A 21731-nucleotide genomic window follows, 5' to 3' on the forward strand; every position below is an offset into this window, starting at 1 on the left:
GCGGGGAGCCAGCCGCTTACTGCGCGACCAGCTGCGCCCCAGTGAAGACCAGCGAAGGCGGGGTCCCGGCTGGGGTGCTGACCTTGCGGCGCACGCCTTGCGTCACGTTGATCACGCCCTGAGATGCGGCGGTGCTGGCTGGGGTCGAGCTGGACGTCGATGTCGTGCTGGTGCTGCTGCTGCGGGTGACATCGGGGGTGACGACGGTGAAGTCGCCCAGCTTGGTGGACAGCGTGAGGTTCATCTTGCCGCTGATGCTCGTGCTGGTGCTGGAGCCCGTGGCCGCCATGGCCGTGGTGGCCTGACCGGCATTGGTCACCGCACCGCCCGCCGTGATCTGCGTGCCCACATCATTCACCGTGCCCGAAGCCGGCGTTTTGCCCGTGGCCGTCTGGGCGTTCAGCCCGATCGCGTCCTTGGCAAAGGCGGCATTGGATGCGGCGGTGCCCGCCTCGCCCGTGGCCGCCCGGTTCACGTCACCGCCGGCCGTGATGGTGGACGATTTGGGCGTCGTGGCATCGGTGGCGGTGTTGGTCCTGTCCACCCCGATATTGATGCCCAGGCCCACGGTGTCGGGACCGCCCGTGGCCCAGAACGTGATCCCGGCTTCCTGCTTGAACTGCGTCGTCTTTTTGGTTTCATTCGCCGCTGTGACGCTGACGTTCTCACCAACCAGATTCACGTCCTTGCCCGCCGTCAGGTTGCTGCCCACGACACCAATGTTGCGGCCGGCCGTGATGTTGATCGCGCCGCCCGCGGTCAGGTTGGCGCTCTTGGCCAGAGACTGATCCAGGGTAGTGCGCTCCTGGTGCTGCTTCAGGCTGGCCGACACCGTGGTGTTGCCGTTGGCGTCGGTGCTGCTGCTGGTTCCGGCCGTCCACCACAGCTTCTGGGTTCCGGCCTGGGTGCGCTCCTTGGCGGCTTCGATCGCCACGACGCCGTCGGCCGAGATGTTCAGGTTGTCCGCCGCCTCCAGCAGGCTGCCGATCACGCGCACATCGGCCTTGGTCAGCAGGTTGATGTCGGCGTCCGAGTGCACGACCGAGCCCTTGACCAGGTCTTTCTGCAGCTGACTGTTGTCGTCTTTGGTGACGATGCCAAACACCGTCCAGTTGTGATCGGTCAGGTTGCGCAGCTGCTGGCCGGTGGACACGTCCACGCGCACATCGCCCGCGCCGCCGTCGCCGTAGACGCCTCCGGTGGCCTTGACGATGCTGGCGACCACATCCACGCCCTTGTTGGCGGTGAGGAACATCTCGCCACCGGCGTTGATGTTGCTGCCCAGGACGTTGGAGATTTTGCCGTTATCGCTGCGGCTGTAACCGCCAAAAGCGCCATTGGTGTTGGAGTAGAAATCGTGGGCATCGCGTGAGGTTTCGAACTTGGTCTCGCCCACGCGCAGCGACTCGCTGGCGTTGATCACGGCATCGCCGCCGGTGCTGGCCGTCACGGCATTGAGCTTGACCGTCCCGCCCGTGATGCCAAGGCCTTTGGCCCCGTTGATGCTGCTCTGGCTGACCGTGGTGTCGTAGACATAGGTGCCCGAATCCGACCGGTTGATGATCGTGCGGTTGTTTTCAACCGTGGAGTTGTGGTCGTCCACCAGGCCTTCGGCCACACCGACATTCAGGGTTGTGCGGCCTTCCAGACGCGCTTTGCCATCGGCCTTAACCGTGGTTCCCGACAGGTTGGCGGTATTGGCGACGATGCTGGCGTCTTCGCTGGCAACAATATTCGTGACGTTGGGGGTCACTTTTTTGCTGTAAGTGGTGACCTGCTTGTTCCAGAAGTGCAGGGAATTGGCCTGGTAGACATCGCTCAGATTCGTGGTATTGACGGCGCCCAGAGACAGGGTATCGCCAGCGATGGCGACATTCTTGCCCTTGATCTGCGCCGCATCCAGATTCATCACCCCGCCTGAGATATTGACGTTGCCTTTGGCCTCCAGCCCGGATGTCGTGATGAATTCATTCCAGACCCAGCGATGCCCGCCGCTCCATTCCCAGCCTGCCGCACCCCAGTTCCACCAGCTGTCGTCGGAGGTCTTGTCTTCGTAAACATGCTTCTCCACCTTGGCGCCCACCTCCACCCGGCCTCCATGGCCGTTGATCGAGAGATCACCGTCGGTGGCTTTCAGGCTGGCGCCCTGGATGAAAGTACCGCGATTGACGTGGTTGCTCACAATATTGATGCGGCCCGCTTCTGCACTGCCCAGAATGGACACGTCATACTCTTTCAGGCCATTGGTCTGGGCAAACGGTTTGGCCGGATTCACGGCGACCGAGCTGCCCGCGTCGTAATTCGCACGGGCCGATTTGTCGTAATCGGTTTTGGTGGAACCGCCGATCACGTTCAGCATCATGCCGCCTTCCAGCTTGCTGCCCGGCGCGACCAGCACATGGCTGGCCATGAGATCCAGCTGCTCGCCCCCGGCGTTGCCGACGCCATTGGCGCGAAGCACGGCGCCCTGATCCGTCACGATGGATTTCAGTGCGCCGTCCACCACCTCCGCCCGGCCTGCGGCCAGCGTCGCGCGGCTGGTGTTGATGAAGCCTGCGCCGTTGGCCGTGATGCCGTTGGGGTTGGCAATGACCAGAGCGGCGCGGTCGCCCGCAATTTCATGACGCCCGGCAATCGTGCTGGGGTTGCCGCTGACCACCTCGTTCAGAATGACTTTGGCGGTTCCTGCGGCCAGATTGGGGTTGGCCTGAACCGTACCGGCGATATTGGTGGCAACCGCTGTCCTGGCATTATTGACAATCACCCCTTCGGTGCCCGTGTTGTAGTCGGTAAAGCGGTTGTGCGACAGCCCTTTCGGCGTGGGTTTGACGATCTGGATCACCGGGACATTATTCTGCCGGGTGATTTCAACGCCGCTGCCATAAGCGGGAGTCAGCGCCTGGGCGTGGGCCAAACTCGCTGCCATCAGCCCGGAGACGGACAGGGCCTGCGCCAGACGGGAAGCGGTGAAGGCGTTGGATTTCTTCTGCGTTTTCATGATGACCATCCTTGCGTGGGGTTATCGGATTTCGGGGATTAACGGGTTTTCTGATCGCTGATTTTCACGGCGGTGCTCGAACTGGACGACGAGCTGCTGCCCGGCTGGATACTGATCACAGGCACGGTGCCGCTGGCAATGTCTTGCGGGTTGATGGCGGCAGCCGCTTCAAGATTCGTCGTGTCCTTGAAATTGAGACTGGCGACATCTTTCGCGGCGGCGACGATGGTGTCGATCTTGCCTTTGTCCAGCGAGGCAGAGCCCGAGATATTCACCGTGGGCTGGGTGCTGGAGCTGGCACTGCTTTTCACCGTGCGGCGCACGATGCTGGGCGCGCTGATGCTGGCCGTGCCTTTGGGCGCGCTGATCTGCGTGCCAACCAGGGTCAGCGGGCCACCCGACTGGATCGTCACGTTGCCGCTGCCAGCGCTGATCACCGCCGGGGTGGTGGTGATGCTGTTCTGCGTGCTGCCCAGGCTGTTCAGATCGATTTTGAAAGCGCCTTTCTGGAAGCCCTTGCTGGCGTCGAGATTCAGCGTGGCGCTGGTGTCCAGACCAAACTTCTGATCCAGCTGGTTCACGGTATTGGTCGTGGCCGCCACCGTGACCGGGCCAGCTGCGGTGATGCTGACCGAATTCCCCGCTTTGGCATCGCCCGTCAGCAGCACATTGCCACCCGACGTCACCGTGATGTTGTTCCCGGCGTTGACGGTGGTCGGTGCCTGCGTGCTGTTGTTCGTGCTGCTGCGGTTCACGGTGATTTTGAGCGTGCCCGTTCCCCCTGTTTTGGGGTCAGCCGACACGGTGGGGTTCACCACGAGATCGCTGCTGGTCGAGACGATGCCGCTGTTGGCCGAGCCCAGCGACACATTCCCCCCCGCCGCGATCGTGGCGTTCTTGCCTGCCGTGATGGCCGTGCCCTGTGTGGAGACATCCTTGCCGGCGGTCACCGTGAGGTCGCCCTTTGTCGCCCCCAGCGCGCCACCTGTGGCAGTGCTGGACTGCAGCTTGCTGTTGCTCAGCGCGACATTCAGGCGGCCATCGCCCGAGCTGGGCGCGCCGCTGGTGAAGTTCACGTTCACCCCCGCGCCCACGGCCGTGCTGCTGCTGGTCTTGTTCTCGGTGCTGACCGGCGCCACCACGCTGATGCGGCCCGGCGCCGTCAGCGTCAGGTTGTTGCCCGCGGTGGCGCTGCCCGTCAGGCTCAGGTCTTTGCCCGCGCCCAGGGTGACGTTGTTGCCGCCGGTCACGTTCACGCCCTGCTGCGTCGTGGCGCTGGCCTGGCTGTTGGCCACGCTGACGTCAAAACCGGCGCCTTTTTTGGCGTCGCTGACCGTCACATCCGCCTTGACGCCCACGCTGCTGGACGAGCTGCTGCTGCTGCCCTTGGCGGGGTTGAGGTTCAGGTTGCCGCCCGCGGTCAGGGCCACGTTGTTGCCCGCGCTGACCTGCGTGCCGGTCAGGGTCAGATCCTTGCCGGAGGCCACGCCCACGTCCACGCCCGAATCGACCTTGGAGCCGGCCTGCGCCTGGCTCGCGGCCTGGCTGCTGGAGACATCGACGCCCACGTTGCCGCTGCCCGAGGTCAGGCCCGACGTGCCCCAGCCCAGGGTCAGGCCCAGATCCACGCCCACCTTGGAGCTGGAGCTGCTGCTGGAGCTGCTGGTGGCCAGCACGTCGATCTTGCCCGGCGCGCTGACCGTGGTCGTGCCCCCGGCCTTGATGTCGCTGGCAATCTGCACGTTCTTGCCCGCCTGGACGGTGGTGTTGCCGCCCGAGGTCAGGCTGCCACCGTTCTGGGTGGACGAGCTGGCGCTGTCCTTGCCGTTGTTGAAGCCAAAAGTGCCTGTGGCGCTGGTGCTGGTGGCCTCGACACCCACCTTCACGCCCAGGCTGCTGCTGTTGCTGGCTGTGGTGCTGGTCGTGGGCAGGGCGTTGACGTTCTGGCCCGCGCCCAAGCTGATGTTCTTCACCACCTTGATGGCGGTGCCCGCCAGGTTCACGTCTTTGCCGGCGGTCACCGTGGCGTTGCCGCCGCTGGTGATGCTGCTGCCCGTGGCGGTGGACGTGGCCGAGTTGCCCTTGCTGTCGGTGAAGCCGAAGTTGGCTTTGCCACCGCCCACGGCGCCGTCGGCAAAGGACAGGCTCAGGCCAGCCTCAGCGGTCATGGCTTTGTTGGACGCGCTGGTGCTGCCTTTCAGGCTGTCCACGGTGACGTCGCCGCCCGCTTTCAGGGTGACATCGTCCTTGGCCAGCACGGCGCCTTTGAAGAGCAGCGAATCGCCCGAAGTGACATCGACCTTGCCGCCCGACGTGAGGGTGTTGCCCACTTCGGTGCTGCTGGCGCTGCTGCTGGCGCTGTTGTTGACCTTGACGCCGATGCCCGCGCCCGAGACGGTGCCCGAGACCAGATTGGCCGACACCGACAGGCTGCCACTGCCGCCCGAGCTCTGCTTGTTCTCGGACTGGGTGTTGGTCGCCGAACCCAGGGAGACGGTGCTGCCGCTCAGGCGGGTGTTGCCGCCCGAGGTCAGCGTGGCGGCCTGCGTGCTCAGGCCCTTGTCGGCGGCCACGTTCAGGTCTTTGCCCGCGTTCAGGTTCACGCCCTTGGCGGTGGTGCTGGCGGTGTTGCCGCTGCCGTTCTGCACCGACACGTCCAGGCCAAAGGTGGCGTTGGCTTTGGTGTCGAGCTTCAGGCTCAGGTCCACCCCCACGTCGGTGCTCTTGCTGGTGCCTGCGGTGCTGGTCTGCGCCGCGTTCAGGTTGACAGTGCCGCCCTTGACGTTGATGTTGTCCTTGGCCGCGATGTCCGTGCCGACCAGGGTGACGTTGTCCTTGCCGGTCAGGTTGACCGAGGCGCCCGATTCGGTCTTGCTGGCCAGCGCGGTCGTGGCCTGGCTGGTCGCCGAGCTGGTCTTGACATCGACCCCGATGCCGAAGGTGAAGGTGACAGGCGGTTTGCCGCTGGAAATGCTGTCCTTGATGACCGGCGTCAGTGCGGTGGCGGCGGTTTTTCCGGCCTCAAGCACGCTGCCGCCGGTGATGATGGTCTGCGCCGCGTTGTAGACCGGGCGGCCGATCGCGCTGACATCGGCCTTGCCGCCGATGTCCACGCTAACGCTGAGCGTGTCCACTTTGGTGTTGACCTGGCCGACAGCGGCTTTGCTGATCACAGTGCCCGCGCTGTCATTGAGCGACCCCCCGGCCTTGATCTGCGTGCCCACATCGGTCACGGTGCCCTTGAGGACTTTTTTGGGCGCGCTCACCACCGCCGCGCTGGCATCCACCGGCGGGGCGTAGGTGTCGAGCACGCTGATGCGTCCCGTGGTGGCGATGCCCAGGGCCGCGGTATCGATCTGCTTTTGCACCGGCGCTGCAAACGGCGCCGCCGGGTTGACGGGCGTGATGCTGGCTTCGGTGAAACCGTCGCGGGCCGACTTCGCATAATCGACGCGATTGGAGCCGCCGATCACGCTGAGCATCTTCCCGCCATCCAGCCGGGGCTTTTTGCCCGCAGCATCGGGATCAGAACCGATCAGCACCTGCGTGGCGATCAGGTCCAGCTGGTCGCCCGCCGTGTTCTGCGCGCCATTGACATACAGAACCGCGGCGGGATCCGTCACCAGCGCCTTGAGCTGTCCGTCGGCCACTTCCGGGCGTCCGGCCAGCAGCGTCGCGCGGCTGGTGTTGATGAAGCTGGCGTTGGTGGCGCTCAGGCCATTGGGGTTGGCCACGATCAGCGCGGCTTTGTCGCCCGCAATTTCGTGCGTCCCGGTGATGGTGGTGACGCTGCTGCCCACCACTTCATTCAGGATGACTTTGGCCGTTCCGCCCGACAGGTTGGGGTTGGCCTGGACCTGTCCGGCCAGCTGGGTGTTCACCGCCTGGCGCGCGTTGTTCAGCACCACGCCGGCCGCGCCCACGCTGTAATTGCTGAAGCGGTTGTGCGACAGGCCCTGCGCCGACGGCGTGGCGATCTGCACCACCGGCACATTCTGCTGCTGCGTGACGGTGACCCCGCTGCCCGCTGCGGCATCGAGCCCTTGCGCGTGGGCCGCGCTCGCCGCCATCAGCCCGGCAACGGTCAGCGAAGACACCAGTGTTGAGGTTCGGAAGGTTTTACGGCTGGCAATGGACGGCATGGTCATCCTCATTTGGGTTTTGAATAAAGAAAACAGACTGCGAAAAGCGACGCCGATCCGGCGACAGGGCCGAACTGCGGCGCAAGGGGGTACTGCGGGTACTGCGGGTACTGCGGTACTGCTTTTGAGACAAGGTCCCGGTCAGGAGCAACTCAAGGCCGTGGCACCCGGACGACTGGGGGATCCGGGGCCGGCTTTACTGCTTCAATACGTCTTCCACTGCCAGCGCACGGCAGCGGTGCTGCCCGGCTGTGTTGCGGGCTGATCCGAGCGGATCTGGCCCCGGCTGATTTCCACGTCCACTGCGCTGCGGCCTTTTTCCCAGCGCAGCCCAGTGCTCAGCGATCCCAAAGTGAGATCGCCCAGCGTCGCCGAGCGGCCCTGACCCACGTCCAGACCCACCCAGGCCGTCCATCCGGCCGCAACACTGAGGTTGAAGGTCTGTCTGAGCCAGGCGCCCCGGTACACCGAAACCGGGTTGCGGAAAAAACCCCGCACTCCGCCCACATCGCCCAGACCCAGTTCCTGCGCGCCCGGCAGCGGGTGCGCCGAGCCCATGGCGCTGGCCGAAGCCTGGTACCAGACGGGCGAGCGGCTGTCCGGGTTGATCGCGGTCTGCAGATCGGCCTGTATCTGCCACTTGCGATACTCCTGGCGAACGGCGTCGCCGGTGCTGCGCACGGCCCCGGAATCGCCCCGGCCACCCAGCCAGGGCACACCCGCGGCCAGCCAGCCCTGCAGTGACCAGAACCAGGGGCGGCTGGCCCACTGGCTGCGGCCAGAGGCGCTCAGGCCCGCTTCCAGCCCAGTGTTGCCGCCGCTGCTGACGGCCAGAAGATCGTTGTCCAGCGTCTGGCGGCTCTGGCGGCGGGCCAGCGCGCCCCAGGCACTGATGCGCTGGCTGGCGTTGCGCCACAGCACGCGGTCGTAGCGCGCCTGAATCTGCGAGGCCTGGCTGACGCTGAGCAGATCCACCCCATTGATCGCCAGGTTCTGCTCCTGGCGCGACGTATCCAGCGTCAGGGACGCCGTGCCATAGCCCAGCGCCAGCGAGTAAATGCCAAATGCCGACAGCAGCGAGCCCGCGTGGCCGCCCAGGTTGCTGCCCAGCCCGACGGTCAGGCTGTCGCTGGCATCCAGCGGGTTGTCGGCGGTCCAGTTCATGTCCACGCGCGCTGGCCCTGAGCTGGCCGCCAGACGGTTGCTGACCGTGACACTGGACGAACCGGTCACTGGCGTGCTGCTCAGGTGGTTGTGGATCACGATCACGCTGTTGCCGGTCTGCTCACCCGGGGCGATGTCGGCAGTGACACTGCGCGAAGCCAGCCGTCCGAGCTGGTCCAGCCCCTGATCCAGGTCGCCAACACGCAGCACATCGCCGGGCCGCAGGGGCAGCGCGTGCCTGAGTTCCCGGGCGGACAGCCCCCCCAGGCCCACGATCTGTTCGACCTTGCCTTCGATCACTTCCAGGTTCAGCGTCCAGGCGTTCTGGCTGTGCTGCTGCCACATCGTGTCGGGCGCGAGCTTGATGCGCGAGCTGATAAAACCCGCCGCCACCAGCGACGCTGCGGCATCGCGCAGCAGTTGCGCCACCATATTCTGGTCCACGCACTGACCCTGCCAGCGCGCGGTCACACCATCAAAAACCGGGCGAGTCACCGTGATCGTGCCCTGCCAGTTCAGCGCCGTCAGGGTGCGGCAACCGAAAAACGGCGACACGCCCAGATCGCTGAGCAGTGCCGGAGCGGCGTCCTGCGCCGCAGCAGCAGTCGACGGCTGATCGACAAATGGCCTGGGGCTCTGAAGCTGGCGAAGCTGCTCCTGCTGCTGGCGCTGCAGACTGTCGGTTTGTGCGTGCACGGGCAGTACAGCAGCGACCATGCCGATCAGGCCGATCAGAGGGCACAGCGAACGGGAGCGTAACCAGGTTAATCTCACGGGAGCGGTCGGTGGGTTCAGGGAAGGCCAGAAAACACAGTCTGCTTGGTTAGACCAGAAAACTGCACAATCCGGTCTGACCAAACGTAAGGGTTTGTATCACACACAGGCAATTTGTAAAGCAGGACGCCTCATCACCCAGGGTAATTACGAGATTGATCTGACGCTTTTTCGGAACAAGTTGCGCGATGCACAAGCGCAAGCTAAGGCACGACCGCTGATCCACTTTTGCAATGGGGGGCCCAATATGGGGCCTGACAAAGCAGAAAAGAAAAAAGCCCAGGTGATTCAATCACCTGGGCTTTGATTCTGGCGGAGAGAGCGGGATTCGAACCCGCGGTGGGCTATGAACCCACACACGCTTTCCAGGCGTGCGACTTAAACCGCTCATCCATCTCTCCGGCGCGGCTGTAACAGCCGAGCGAAGCGCAGATTATAGAGCAGAATCAGCCGCCGCTGGCGGGGACGGAAGGCGCTGCTGGAGCGGCCGGTGGCGCGTCGGCAGCAGGTTTGTCTGCTGCCGCTGCATCGGCAGGCGCCGCAGCCGAAGCTTTCGGCGTAGCCGCCGCAGCGGACAACGCGGCGGCGGCCTGAACCTGGCTGCCCAGCGCCTGCAGCGCCTGGCGGGTGGCGGTAGGCTCTGGGACAGTCTGGTCCTGCGCGGCGTCGCTGACGGTTTTCAGCTGCTCGCGGGCGGCCTGCACACGGGCCGAAGTGGCGTCAAAGTATTTGCCCAGCATGGCATCGACCTGGGCGATGTCGCTGCGCACCAGTGCGAACTGGCGCGACAGCAGCGCGATGCGTGCTTCCAGCAGCACCAGCTGCAGGTTTTTGCGCAGGTAAAGGCTCTGGTCCGGGGCCAGCAGCAGTGCTTCAGGGCTGTCTACCCGGGTGACGCGGAAAAAGCTCTGGCTCTCTTTACTGGCCGTGCCCACCAGCTCGCGGGTGCTGCCGCTCAGCCAGGCCCACAGGCGCTGCCACCAGGGCGCGTCGGCGGGCAGGCTCTGCGAAGCCGCAGCCGCTGGAGCTGCGCCAGTCGCTGCAGTGCCAGCTGCCGGAGCAGCCGCTGCACTGGACGCCGGGACAGCCGCTGACCCGGACGCCGGGGCGGCATCGGCCAGCAGCGGCAGTTCGTCGATGCCGCGCCCGACGGTATCCAGCTTGAGCGCCAGATCGGCCACATCCACCATGCTGACAGCCTGAACAGCGTCCAGATCGGATTTCAACGCCACCTGCAGCGCCGCCAGCGAAGGCTGATTGAGGCGGTCCACGCGCTCCAGCCCCTGGCGCAGCGCCTGCACCAGGGGCGCGGTGCTGCCCACCAGGCCGACCTGCTGCGTGGCCACGCGCAGCGCGGCATCGATCTCGGCCAGAACGCTCTCGTCGCGGGTGCGCGACAGCGCCGTCATCATGTTCTCGACCTGCTGGCGCTGCACGGCCAGCTCGCCGAGCTGCTGCTGCAGGGCGTCCACGCGGGTCTCGATGCGGGTACCGACATCGCGCGACTGCGCAACCAGGGTGCTGGCCTGATCGACACGGTTCTGCACCTCCTGCTGGCGCTGCGTCATGGTTTCGCGGAAGCTGATCAGGCGCTGCTGCGTGTCCCAGGCCAGCCAGGCGGCCACGGCGGCAATGGCCAGCATCAGGATCAGCACGATGACCAGGCCGAGCGAAACGCCCTGTCGCTGGCGCACCGGCTGAGGTTCGGGCTGACGCGAGGCCTCGAAGGCCGCAGGCGGGTTGGGACGGTCGACGGACGGAATGTCGGTCACGGTGTCTTTGTCGGCGGGGGCGGAGGTGGCGCTCACGGTCTGTCCTTGGCTGCAGAGATCATCAAAAAGCGGCGCGGGCGGCCCGGCTGTCGCGCCAGGCCTGATGCAGGGCGGCGGGCGTGGGACCAGACACCAGATGTGTGCGCCCGAAGCCCAGCCGCGTGGCCGCTTCGGCCTGACGCGGGTGCAGCACCCAGGCCTGCGACCGCGCCAGCACCGCCTGCGGCGAGAAACCGGCATCGGCCAGGCGCTGGGCCAGCGGCTCCAGCACCGCAGAGCTGGCCAACCACCAGACGCTGCCAGGTTCCTGTGCGCTCTGCGCGAGCAGAAGCGACTGCTGCGGCGTCCACAGCGGCTCGCCCAGCGAGTAAGCCTGAGCGTAACACAGCGCTGCCCCGGCCCCGGACAGGCGCTGGCCCAGCCAGGGGCGCCCGCCCGTACCGCGCACGACCAGCACCGGACGCCCCTGCCACCAGTCGGGCGGACGCTGCTGCTGCAGATGCGCCCAGAGCGCCTCGGAATCGCCAGCGCCCTCGCCCTGCGGGCACCACAGCGCGCCGGGCGGCACGCCGTGATCCAGCAGCGCCTGGCGGGTGGCCGCGCCGGTGGCGCAGGCAATGGCGCCGGGGGGCCAGCCCTGCGAAAAAGCGTCCAGAACCGGCGTGGGCGTGAAAAAGCACGCGACCGCGTTGGCACTGACAAACACCAGGACCGCGCCGACCAGACCGGATGAACGCCGACCCGACCAGACCTCCTGCGCGGCCGACGACTCCTGGCCCTGCGCATCCAGCCACTGCACCGGGCGGCGCGGCTGGATATCAATCAGCGGAAGATGCACCGGCAGAACGCCGGGCAGGTCCGCCGCCTTCAGCGCGGCGTCCCACGCTGCGGCCTGGTGGGGGGCGCGGGTGTTGACCAGCGGCAGCGGCGCCTCATTGCTCATGCGCTCAGGCGCCGGGGGCTGCAAGGGAAGGTGCGGACAGGCTGGCCGCTGCGTCCAGGTAGGCCGGAACATCGCCCGCCGCGCGCAGATCGGCGACCACGCGGGCGGCCAGGTCCGTCGCCCAGTCCAGCGCGGCGCGGGCGGCCACCGGGTCGGGCGACAGCGCCTGCGCCAGCAGCGCGGGCGGCAGATCGGCCTCGATGCTGGCGCGGATCAGCGGGCGCTGAGGCTCCAGGGCGTGGCCCAGCACGGCGGCCAGACGCAGGCGCGGCACAGATCCCTCTTTTGCGGCATCCAGCCAATGCGCGTGCGCCGCCAGCGGGATGCTGCAGCTGCCCTGCAGCGTGCGCGAGACGCCGCGTTCGGCCTGCGTCGCCAGCCAGGTGCGCGCATCGCCCAGCGCCATCAGATCGTGGCTGGCGGCGTGGCCCGCCACGGTTTCCAGTCCCAGCGCACCCTGTCCGGCGCAGGGCAGCATCTCGTCCAGGGTGAAGCGGTGGCGGATGCGCCCGCCCAGCTCCAGACGCATCAGCCCGGCGGCAGCCAGCACCAGTCCGTCGTATTCGCCCGCGTCCAGCCGCGCCAGGCGGCGGTCCAGGTTGCCTCGCACGGGCAGCACCTGCAGATCAGGCCGCAGCGCCAGCAGCTGTACCACGCGGCGCAGGCTGGACGTGCCCACGCGGGCGCCCGGCGGCAGGTCGGCGAAGCGCGTAAACTGCGGCGACACCCAGGCGTCCAGCGGGTCTTCACGCTTCAGGATGGCGACCAGCGCCATGCCGTCCGGCAGATCCATGGGCACATCCTTGAGCGAATGCACGGCCAGGTCGGCGCGGCCGTCCAGCAGGGCGCGCTCCAGCTCCTTCACGAACAGGCCCTTGCCGCCGACTTTGGACAGGCTGCGGTCCAGAATCTGGTCGCCGCGCGTGGTCATGCCCAACAGCGGCGCCTGCACGCCCAGACGCTCCTGCAGCAGGGCGCTGACGTGGTGGGCCTGCCACAGCGCCAGGCGGCTCTCGCGCGTGGCAATGCGCAGCTCGCCCGGCGTCCGGCCACCGTCGTTCAGTGAGGCGGTACTATCGTTAACCATTAGAATCCCGTTGATTGTCTTGCACACGGCCCGGCGCCCCACCGGCGGGTCTGCACTGCGGCCGAGCGGCCATTCTAGGACGATCACGCTCCCCCGATCCTGACGACGCCCGCCTCTTCCTCTCTTCCGAACCCGGATTGACAGCGCCAACATGCCCAACGCCACCCCCCAAGACAACGCCAAGGATCAGCCCCTGATCGACGACATCCGCCTGCTGGGCCGCCTGCTGGGCGATGTCATCCGCGAGCAGGAAAGCGTGGCCGCCTACGAGCTGGTCGAGCGCATCCGCCAGCTTTCGGTCGCCTATCGCCTGAAGAACGACGCCAGCGCGGGCGCCACGCTGGACGCGCTGCTGAAAAATCTGACGCTGGACCAGACGGTCAGCGTGGTGCGCGCTTTCAGTTACTTTTCGCACCTGGCCAACATCGCCGAAGACCGCCACCACGTGCGCCGCCGCCTGCACCACGAGCGTGCGGGCAGCGCGCAGGAGGGCTCGCTGGCCGTGGCCTTCGAGCGCCTGAACAAGGCGGGCATCGACCGCGACGCCGTGGTCCACATGCTACAGAACGCCTACATTTCGCCCGTGCTGACCGCGCACCCGACCGAAGTCCAGCGCAAGAGCCTGCTGGACGCCGAACGCAGCATTGCGCAGCTCATTGCCGAGCGCGACAGCCTGCACACGCCGCGCGAGCGCGCGCTCAACGAGGCGCTGCTCAAGGCGCGCGTGACCCAGCTGTGGCAGACGCGCATGCTGCGCTACGAGAAACTGACCGTTTCGGACGAAATCAACAACGCGCTGACCTATTACCAGTCCACCTTCCTGCGCGAGATTCCGCGCCTTTACGGCGAGATCGAGCACGCCCTGGGCGGTGCGCAGCTGGCGTCCTTCTTCCGCATGGGCAACTGGATCGGCGGCGACCGCGACGGCAATCCCTTTGTGACCGCCGCCTCGCTGAACATGGCGCTGGCGCGTCAGGCCGAAACGGCGATCCGCCACTATCTGGAGCAGGTGCACGTGCTGGGCGGCGAGCTGTCCATGTCGACGCTGCTGGTCGGCGTCACGCCCGCGCTGCAGGAACTGGCCGACCGCTCGCCCGACACCAACGCCCACCGCAAGGACGAGCCCTACCGCCGCGCGCTGATCGGCGTTTACGCCCGCCTGGCCGCGACGCTGGAAGCGCGCACTGGCACGCACGCGCTGCGCCACGCCGTCGCGCCGACCGAGCCCTACGCCCGCGCCGAAGATTTCCTGGAAGACCTGCGCACGGTGGAGAACTCGCTGCAGCGCCACCACGGCGGGGCGCTGGTCGCCATCCGCCTGGCGGATTTGATCCGCTCGGTGCAGGTGTTTGGCTTCCACCTGGCCACCATCGACCTGCGCCAGAGCTCGGACCAGCACGAGGCCGTGGTCGCCGAGCTGCTGGCCACCGCGCGCCTGCAGGCCGACTACAGCGCGCTGGACGAGGCGGCCAAACGCCAGTGCCTCATGCAGGTGCTGCGCGACGTGCGCCCGCTGACCGTGCCGCACGCCGCCTACAGCGAGAAAACGGCCAGCGAGCTGGCGATTTTCCGCGCCGCCCGCGAGCGCCTGGCCGAATACGGCCGTGCCGCGCTGCGCCACTACATCATTTCGCACACCGAAGATGTCAGCGATCTGCTGGAGGTGCTGGTGCTGCTGAAAGAGGCCGGGCTGATGCGCCAGTTCGGCACCGAAACGGCGCGCTGCGACCTGATCGTCTCGCCGCTGTTCGAAACCATCGCCGATCTGGACGCCTCGGCGCGCATCATGGGCGAGTTCTACGCCCTGCCCGGTATCCTGCCCATGGTGCAGCGCAGCGGTGCCGAGCAGGACATCATGCTGGGCTACAGCGACAGCAACAAGGACGGCGGCACCTTCACCAGCAACTGGAACCTCTACCAGGCCGAGCTGCGCCTGGTGACGCTTTTTGGGCCGCTGCAGCGCAGCCACGGCATCCGCCTGCGCCTCTTCCACGGGCGCGGCGGCACGGTGGGCCGGGGCGGCGGTCCCAGCTACCAGGCCATTCTGGCGCAGCCCCCCGGCACGGTGCAGGGCCAGATCCGCCTGACCGAACAGGGCGAAGTCATCGCCAGCAAGTACGCGCACCCCGACATCGGGCGGCGCAACCTGGAAACCCTGATCGCCGCGACGCTGGAAGCCACGCTGCTGCACCCCACGCAGGATGCGCCGCAAAGCCACCTGCACGCCGCCGCTGCCATCAGCGACGCCTGCTTCCAGGCCTACCGCAGCCTAGTTTACGGCACGCCGGGCTTTGCCGATTACTTCTTCAGCGCCACGCCGCTGCGCGAGATCGCCGAGCTGAACATCGGTTCGCGCCCGGCCTCGCGCAAAGCCACGCGCTCGATCGAAGACCTGCGCGCCATCCCCTGGGGCTTCAGCTGGGGCCAGGCGCGCGTCGCCCTGCCCGGCTGGGCGGGATTCGGCAGCGGCGTGCGCGCCTGGCTGCAGGGCCACAACGCGGGAGACGCCCTGCCCGAGGGCGCGCTCACCGGCGAGATCCAGCCCGAGCGCCTGACGCTGCTGCAGGAGATGTACACCAGCTGGCCCTTCCTGCGCACCCTGCTGTCCAACCTGGACATGGTGCTGGCCAAGACCGACCTGCACATTGCCTCGCGTTATCTCGATCTGGTCGACGACCAGGCGCTGGGCCAGCGCATTTTTGCCGCCATCAGCGACGAATGGCAGCTGACCAACGAGATGATGTCGCTGATCACCGGGCAGGACAGCCGCCTGGCGGGCAACCCGGCGCTGGCGCGCTCGATCGAGCACCGCTTCCCCTACCTCGACCCGATCAACCACCTGCAGGTCGAACTGATGCGCCGCTACCGCAGCGAAGCCTGGGAGCAGAACCAGAACCCCGAGCGCCTCTCCCCCGCCCAGCGCGCGCAGCTGGAGCGGCTCAAGCGCGGCATCCACATCTCGATCAACGGGATTGCGGCGGGTCTGCGCAATACCGGCTGAGGCACGCCTGCACCGCAAAGCAAAAACCCCGCAGCGTCACCACTGCGGGGTTTTTTGCTGACCGCATGAACGTTCAGAACATCGGTCAAAAACCGCAATCAACCTTTGGGCAGCAGCACGCTGTCCACGACGTGGATCACGCCGTTGGACTGGTTGACATCGGCCTGCGTCACGGTGGACATGCCGCCGTTGGCATCGACCAGGACGACCTTGCCGCCCTCCAGCCGGGCCGTCAGTTCGCCGCCCTGCACGGTTTTCAGCGTGGCCTGGCCGTTACCGGCTTTGATCTGCTGGATCAGATCAGCGGCGCTGACTTTGCCGGCCACGACGTGGTAAGTCAGCACGCCGGTGAGCTGGGCCTTGTTTTCGGGCTTGAGCAGCGTGTCCACGGTGCCTGCGGGCAGCTTGTCAAAAGCGGCGTTGACCGGCGCGAACACGGTGAACGGGCCCTTGGATTTCAGCGTATCCACCAGGCCCGCCGCCTTCACGGCGGCGACCAGCGTGGTGTGGTCCTTGCTGTTCACCGCGTTATCCACGATGTCTTTGGTCGGGTACATCGGCGCGCCGCCCACCATGGGCACTGTCATGCTGGCCATGGTCTTGGCCTGGAGCACGGGCATCATCCCGGCCTGATCATTGGCCAGGGCAGCGCCCGCCAAAGTCAGGCCTGCAGCGGCGGTGGCCATGGCGGTGAGGGTGCGGGTGGTCTTGTTCATGGGGTTCTCCTTGGGTTGATGCGACACGGTGTCCCGTGCCGTCACAGCCTTTTACGGAGCCCCCGGGCCATTGGATGCAGGTGGGACAAAACCCCTGGATGAAAAGGATGTTGTCCGCACGGGCCCGCACCCGCCGCGCTTCAGCTGATCCGCGCGAGCACCTGCCCCGCGGCAACCTCCACGCCCGCCGCCGCCACGCAGGCGATGCGTCCGGCGCGGGGGGCAACCACCTGCATCTCCATTTTCATGGCTTCCAGCGTGGCGATGGGCTGACCCTCGGCCACGCTGTCGCCCTCGCCCACCCGCCAGGCCAGCAGGCGCCCGGCCATGGGAGCGCTGACGGCATCGTCGCTTCCTGCCCCGGGCGTGCTGGCGCTGGCCGCCGCGCCTGTCGGGGCGAGCTGCCCCAGCCGCGCCAGCAGCGCGCCGGGCAGCCCCAGACGCACGCGGCGGCCGTCGATCTCGATCTCGGTGCGCTCCAGAGCCGGACCGCCCAGCGGCTGCGGCCGCTCGCCCGGGGGCGTGGCATTCGCAAAGTCGGTCTCGATCCAGCGGGTGTGGACGGCAAAACCGTCGCGGCCGGTGAAATCGGCGTGCTCCAGCACCGCGCGGTGAAAGGGCAGCACGCTGGAGACGCCCTCAATGCCAAATTCGGCCAGTGCGCGCCGGGCGCGAGCCAGCGCCTGCTGACGGGTGGCGCCGGTGACGATGAGCTTGGCCATCAGCGAATCGAACTGACCGGACACGACCGAGCCCGCCTCGACGCCGCTGTCCACGCGCACGCCAGGGCCGCTGGGCGCGTCAAAAGCGGTGATCCGGCCGGGCGTGGGCAGAAAACCGCGTCCGACGTCTTCGGCGTTGATGCGGAACTCGAAAGCGTGCCCGCGCGGCGCGGGCGCCTGCGTGTAGCCCAGCGGCAGGCCGTCGGCAACGCGCAGCTGCTCGACGACCAGATCGACGCCCGCCGTTTCCTCGGTGACCGGGTGCTCGACCTGCAGCCGCGTGTTCACTTCCAGGAAGGAGATGCGGCCGTCCTGGCTGAGCAGGAACTCCACCGTGCCCGCGCCGCTGTAGCCCGCCGCCGCGCAGATGTCGTGCGCGGCGCGGTGGATGCGCTCGCGCTGCGCCTCGTCCAGAAAAGGCGCGGGCGCCTCTTCGACCAGCTTCTGGTTGCGCCGCTGCAGCGAGCAGTCGCGCGTGCCCAGCACAACAATCTGGCCGTGCTGGTCGGCGATCACCTGCGCCTCGATGTGGCGCGGGCGGTCGAGGAACTGCTCGACAAAGCACTCGCCGCGCCCGAAAGCCGTGATGGCCTCGCGCACGGCGGAGGCGTACATCTCTTCGATATCCTCGTGCTTCCAGACCACTTTCAGGCCCCGGCCGCCGCCGCCAAAAGCGGCTTTGATGGCGATGGGCAGGCCGTGCTGGCGGGCAAAATCCAGCACCTCGCTGACGTCGCTCACCGGCCCGGGCGTGCCCTGGACCAGCGGCGCACCCACCTTGAGCGCCAGGCGCCGCGCCTGCACCTTGTCGCCCAGAAGATCGATGGCCTCGGGTGACGGGCCGATCCAGGTCAGCCCGGCGGCGATCACGGCGCGGGCAAACGCCGCACTTTCCGACAGAAATCCGTAGCCCGGGTGCACCGCATCGGCGCCGCTGCGCCGCGCCACATCCAGCAGTCTGTCGATATTGAGATAGGTGTCGGCGGGGCGCTCGCCCTCGAGCGCATAGGCCTCGTCGGCGGTGCGGGTGTGCAGGGCGCCGAAATCGGCGTCGGCGTACACCGCGACCGATTTCACCCCGTAATCACGGCAGGCGCGGGCGATGCGGACGGCGATTTCACCGCGATTGGCGATCAGGACAGTCTTCATGGTAGCAGTTTTTCGGTCAGGGGACGGGGTTCAGGAGGCCGTTTCGACCGGGTCGAACACGGAAACAGGGTGGAAGCGGACAAAAGCGCCGACGGGAATCTGTCCGGCCAGATCGAGGTGGTAAGGCGCCACAGCGCCGATCACCGGATAGCCGCCGGTCATGGGATGGTCGGCCAGGAAGAGCACCGGCTGGCCGCTGGGCGGCACCTGGATGGCGCCGCAGGACGTGCCTTCGCTGGGCAGTTCGCGCGGCGTGGCGTGCGCCAGCGGCGTGTTGCCCTGCAGCCGCAGCCCGACGCGGTTGGATTGCGGCGTGACCTGCCAGGCCTGGGCGCGCAGCAGCTCGACCGCCTGGGGCACCAGCCAGTCGGTGCGCGGGCCCAGCACCACGTCCAGCGTGACGGTGTCGCCCGCCGCTGGCAGATCGGCCACGGGCGATCCGGCCGCGCCGACCACGCCCTGCGCCAACGCGCCGACGCCCAGCACATCGCCCACCGCCAGCGGCGCGGGGCCTATGCCAGCCAGCACGTCGGTGCCGCAGCTGCCCAGCACCGGCTCGACGGCAAAACCGCCGCGCAGCGCCAGGTAAGAGCGCATCCCGGCGCGGGGCGGGCCAACCTGCAGGCGGTCGCCGTCGGCCAGCGCCAGCGGCGCGTGGCTGGACAGCGGCCAGCGCGGCCCGGCGGCGCTGATCAGCGTCAGCGGCACGTCCGCGCCGGTGAGGGCGACCACGGTGTCGCCCCGGCTCTCGACCTCGAAACCGCCGTAGGCCAGCTCGATGCAGGCCGCGCCGGGCGGATTGCCGACCAGGCGGTTGGCCGCACGCAGCGCAGCGCGATCCATGGCGCCGGAAGCCGACACGCCCTGCCCGGCCTGGCCCGGACGGCCCAGATCCTGAAACAGCGCCAGCAGGCCGGTCTGGCGCACGACCAGCGCGGGGCCTTGTGCCGGAATTTTTGTCGGCCCTTTCGGCTCCGGATGGACCGCAGCCGCAGCCTGGGGCCGGGGCAGCGCCGGGCTGGCGCCCTGCTCCACAAAACGCACCCGGCTGCCGGGCTGGACCAGCGCGGGCACCTCGCGGGCCAGATCCCACATCGGGACATCGGTCTGGCCGATGATCTGCCAGCCGCCCGGGCTGACCTTGGGGTAGACGCCGCAGAAGGTGCTGGCCAGCGCCACCGCCCCAGCGGGCACGTGGGTGCGCGGCGTCTTGCGCCGGGGCACGTCAAACACCGCATCGCCGCCCGACAGGTAGGCAAAACCCGGCGCGAAGCCGACAAAGGCCGCCGTGTACAGGCTGGCCGTGTGGCGCTGGATGACTTCGTCGGGGCTCAGGCCCAGCATCTGCGCGACCTCAGCCAGGTCTTCGCCGCTGTAGCGCACGGGAATCTCGACCAGCTCTCCCGGCCGCTCGGTGTGGGTGTGGATGTCGCAGGCGGCGATGCGCGCCGTCAGAGCAGCGCGGCTGACCGTGTGCGAATCGTAGGTGACCAGCACGGTGCGCGCGGCGGGCAGCAGCTCCTGCACGCCCGGGACCGGATCGGCCTGCAGGGCGCCCAGAAGGGCCAGGGTCTGCGGCAGATCGTCCAGCTCGACCAGTAGCGCATTGAGGTTGACAGGCAGAAATCGCAAATGAAATCCTTGGAATCAGACGGGGCCGTTCAGACGTGATAACGGCTGTCCGGCACGTCAGTGATGAACATGTGGCCCGGCGCGTGCGTGATGGCAAAGGGCACGCCGGACGCCATGACGGCCGCCTGCGGCGTCACCCCGCAAGCCCAGAACACGGGGATTTCCCCCGCTTCGATGGGCACTGCGTCGCCAAAATCGGGCCGGGCCAGGTCGGCAATGCCCAATTCGGCCGGGTTGCCGATGTGCACGGGCGCACCGTGGACGGAAGGATAGCGCGCCGAAATGGTCACCGCATCGGCCACGCGGTGCGCGGGAATCGGCCGCATCGAGACCACCATCTCGCCCTTCAGGCGCCCGGCCGGCCGGCAGGCGATGCCGGTGCGGTACATGGGCACGTTGCAGCCCCGGGCGATGTGGCGCATCTCGATGCCCGCCTCCTGCAGCGGCCCCTCGAAGGTGAAGCTGCAGCCGATCAGGAAGGTGACCAGATCGGGATGCTCATCCCACAGTGCCGTGGCGTCGGGCACCTCGGCATCCAGACGGCCGTCACGCCAGACGCGGTACAGCGGAAGATCGGTGCGCAGATCGGCCTGCGGGGCCAGCACGGTGCGGTACGCGCCCGCATCGCTGACATCCAGCACCGGGCAGGGTTTGGGATTGCGCTGGGCGTAAAGCAGAAAATCGTAGGCCCAGTCGCGCGGCAGGGCGATCATGTTGGCCTGCGTCAGTCCCGGCGCCACGCCCGCCGTGGGCGCCACACGCCCGGCGCGGTAGGCCAGCCGGGCTTCGTGGGCCGCCTGGGGGGCTGCCCGGGCGGAGGGCCGATCAGGAATGGCGTTCATGGCGACCCCAACAGCTCAGGCGGCAGCAAATGGCTGCAGCGTCACGCCATCCTGCACCAGCGCCTGGCGCACCTCGTAAGCCATGGCCACGGCGCCCGGACTGTCGCCGTGCACGCAGATGGAATCGACGGGGATGCGCACCATGGAGCCATCAATGGCCTCGATGGCGCCGTCGCGCACCAGGCGGACCATGCGCTGGGCGACCTGCTGCGGGTCGTGCAGCACGGCGCCCTTTTCGCGGCGCGACACCAGCGTGCCCTGCGGCGTGTAGGCGCGGTCGGCAAAGGCCTCGGCGATCACCTTCAGCCCGGCCTGGCGCGCCCAGCCGGCCAGCGGCGATCCGGCCAGAACCACCAGCGCCAGGTGGGGGTTGACGGCCTGGACCGCTGCGATCACGTCACGCGCCTGGCGCTCGTCGTGGGCGATGGTGTTGTAGAGCGCGCCGTGGGGCTTGACGTAGCTCACCGTTGTCCCGGCCGCAGCGGCCAGGCCCTGAATGGCGCCGATCTGGTAAATGACGCTGGCGACCAGGTCGCGGCTGTCCATATCCAGGTTGCGGCGGCCAAAGCCCGGCAGGTCGGGGTAGGCCACGTGCGCGCCCACGGCCACGCCCCGCGCCTGGGCAGCCTTCAGCGTGGTCAGGATGCCGGCCGGGTCGCCCGCGTGGAAGCCGCAGGCCACGTTGGCGCTGGTGACGATGTCCAGCATGGCTTCGTCGTCGCCCATGCGCCAGGCGCCGAAGCTCTCGCCCAGGTCGCTGTTGAGATCCATCTGCAGGGAGGTCATGCG

The 21731-nt window shown here is 67.7% G+C and carries 13 protein-coding genes and 1 tRNA gene; 2 read left to right on the forward strand and 12 right to left on the reverse strand.

Annotated features, from left to right (window positions below; all coding sequences use genetic code 11):
* Window positions 1-16 precede the first annotated feature (16 nt).
* The 3 genes from RV045_RS08435 to RV045_RS08445 form a co-directional block, all read right to left on the reverse strand.
* The gene (locus tag RV045_RS08435; RefSeq protein ID WP_423235343.1) at window positions 17-2998 is read right to left on the reverse strand and encodes a two-partner secretion domain-containing protein; all 2982 of its coding nucleotides are present in this window, start codon (window positions 2996-2998) and stop codon (window positions 17-19) included.
* 38 nt (window positions 2999-3036) lie between these two features.
* On the reverse strand, window positions 3037-7140 hold the full coding sequence (locus RV045_RS08440; RefSeq protein WP_423235344.1) for a beta strand repeat-containing protein: 4104 nt from the start codon (window positions 7138-7140) through the stop codon (window positions 3037-3039).
* A gap of 204 nt (window positions 7141-7344) precedes the next feature.
* On the reverse strand, window positions 7345-9021 hold the full coding sequence (locus RV045_RS08445) for a ShlB/FhaC/HecB family hemolysin secretion/activation protein (protein ID WP_423235345.1): 1677 nt from the start codon (window positions 9019-9021) through the stop codon (window positions 7345-7347).
* Between RV045_RS08445 and RV045_RS08450 the strand changes: the two genes are divergently transcribed.
* A complete protein-coding gene (locus RV045_RS08450; RefSeq protein WP_423235346.1) occupies window positions 9020-9385 on the forward strand; it encodes a hypothetical protein in 366 nt (121 codons plus the stop codon). The two genes, RV045_RS08445 and RV045_RS08450, sit on opposite strands and share 2 nt — an antisense overlap.
* A 3-nt stretch (window positions 9386-9388) precedes the next feature.
* Here RV045_RS08450 and RV045_RS08455 read toward each other — a convergent pair.
* The 4 genes from RV045_RS08455 to hemC form a co-directional block, all read right to left on the reverse strand.
* Window positions 9389-9479: transfer RNA gene (locus RV045_RS08455), tRNA-Ser, on the reverse strand.
* Window positions 9480-9524: 45 nt separating this feature from the next.
* Window positions 9525-10886 carry a uroporphyrinogen-III C-methyltransferase gene (locus tag RV045_RS08460; RefSeq protein WP_423235347.1) on the reverse strand — a complete coding sequence of 454 codons (1362 nt, stop codon included), beginning with the start codon at window positions 10884-10886 and terminating at the stop codon, window positions 9525-9527.
* 25 nt (window positions 10887-10911) lie between these two features.
* Window positions 10912-11793: a uroporphyrinogen-III synthase gene (locus tag RV045_RS08465; RefSeq protein ID WP_423235348.1), complete on the reverse strand. Its 882-nt coding sequence runs from the start codon at window positions 11791-11793 to the stop codon at window positions 10912-10914.
* 4 nt (window positions 11794-11797) lie between these two features.
* Window positions 11798-12880 carry a hydroxymethylbilane synthase gene (gene hemC / locus RV045_RS08470; RefSeq protein WP_423235349.1) on the reverse strand — a complete coding sequence of 361 codons (1083 nt, stop codon included), beginning with the start codon at window positions 12878-12880 and terminating at the stop codon, window positions 11798-11800.
* Between the two features lie 151 nt (window positions 12881-13031).
* On the opposite strand from hemC, the gene ppc reads away from it, so the two are divergent.
* A complete protein-coding gene (gene ppc, locus RV045_RS08475; RefSeq protein WP_423235350.1) occupies window positions 13032-15881 on the forward strand; it encodes a phosphoenolpyruvate carboxylase in 2850 nt (949 codons plus the stop codon).
* A gap of 98 nt (window positions 15882-15979) precedes the next feature.
* Here the strand turns inward: ppc and RV045_RS08480 are convergent, their stop codons facing one another.
* From RV045_RS08480 to RV045_RS08500, 5 genes are all read right to left on the reverse strand, one after another.
* Complete coding sequence (locus RV045_RS08480; protein WP_423235399.1) at window positions 15980-16504, reverse strand: fasciclin domain-containing protein; 525 nt, start codon at window positions 16502-16504, stop codon at window positions 15980-15982.
* Window positions 16505-16737: 233 nt separating this feature from the next.
* The gene (locus RV045_RS08485) at window positions 16738-18468 is read right to left on the reverse strand and encodes an acetyl/propionyl/methylcrotonyl-CoA carboxylase subunit alpha (RefSeq protein WP_423235351.1); all 1731 of its coding nucleotides are present in this window, start codon (window positions 18466-18468) and stop codon (window positions 16738-16740) included.
* A 30-nt stretch (window positions 18469-18498) separates the two neighbouring features.
* Window positions 18499-20100: a 5-oxoprolinase subunit B/C family protein gene (locus RV045_RS08490; protein ID WP_423235352.1), complete on the reverse strand. Its 1602-nt coding sequence runs from the start codon at window positions 20098-20100 to the stop codon at window positions 18499-18501.
* Between the two features lie 29 nt (window positions 20101-20129).
* Entirely contained in the window at window positions 20130-20942 is an 813-nt protein-coding gene (locus tag RV045_RS08495) for a putative hydro-lyase (RefSeq protein ID WP_423235353.1), read from the reverse strand.
* Between the two features lie 15 nt (window positions 20943-20957).
* The gene (locus RV045_RS08500) at window positions 20958-21719 is read right to left on the reverse strand and encodes a LamB/YcsF family protein (RefSeq protein ID WP_423235400.1); all 762 of its coding nucleotides are present in this window, start codon (window positions 21717-21719) and stop codon (window positions 20958-20960) included.
* Between the last annotated feature and the right edge of the window lie 12 nt (window positions 21720-21731).

It is taken from the genome of Amphibiibacter pelophylacis, assembly GCF_037688875.1.
Classification (GTDB): Bacteria; Pseudomonadota; Gammaproteobacteria; order Burkholderiales; family Burkholderiaceae_C; genus Amphibiibacter; species Amphibiibacter pelophylacis.

Coding starts and splice junctions, on each gene's coding strand:
- RV045_RS08440 (WP_423235344.1), bottom strand. CDS start 7,140: ATGCCGTCCATTGCCAGCCGTAAAACCTTCCGAACCTCAACACTGGTG.
- RV045_RS08485 (WP_423235351.1), bottom strand. CDS start 18,468: ATGAAGACTGTCCTGATCGCCAATCGCGGTGAAATCGCCGTCCGCATC.
- RV045_RS08445 (WP_423235345.1), bottom strand. CDS start 9,021: ATGGTCGCTGCTGTACTGCCCGTGCACGCACAAACCGACAGTCTGCAG.
- RV045_RS08450 (WP_423235346.1), top strand. CDS start 9,020: ATGCCGATCAGGCCGATCAGAGGGCACAGCGAACGGGAGCGTAACCAG.
- RV045_RS08480 (WP_423235399.1), bottom strand. CDS start 16,504: ATGATGCCCGTGCTCCAGGCCAAGACCATGGCCAGCATGACAGTGCCC.
- ppc (WP_423235350.1), top strand. CDS start 13,032: ATGCCCAACGCCACCCCCCAAGACAACGCCAAGGATCAGCCCCTGATC.
- RV045_RS08465 (WP_423235348.1), bottom strand. CDS start 11,793: ATGAGCAATGAGGCGCCGCTGCCGCTGGTCAACACCCGCGCCCCCCAC.
- hemC (WP_423235349.1), bottom strand. CDS start 12,880: ATGGTTAACGATAGTACCGCCTCACTGAACGACGGTGGCCGGACGCCG.
- RV045_RS08435 (WP_423235343.1), bottom strand. CDS start 2,998: ATGAAAACGCAGAAGAAATCCAACGCCTTCACCGCTTCCCGTCTGGCG.
- RV045_RS08495 (WP_423235353.1), bottom strand. CDS start 20,942: ATGAACGCCATTCCTGATCGGCCCTCCGCCCGGGCAGCCCCCCAGGCG.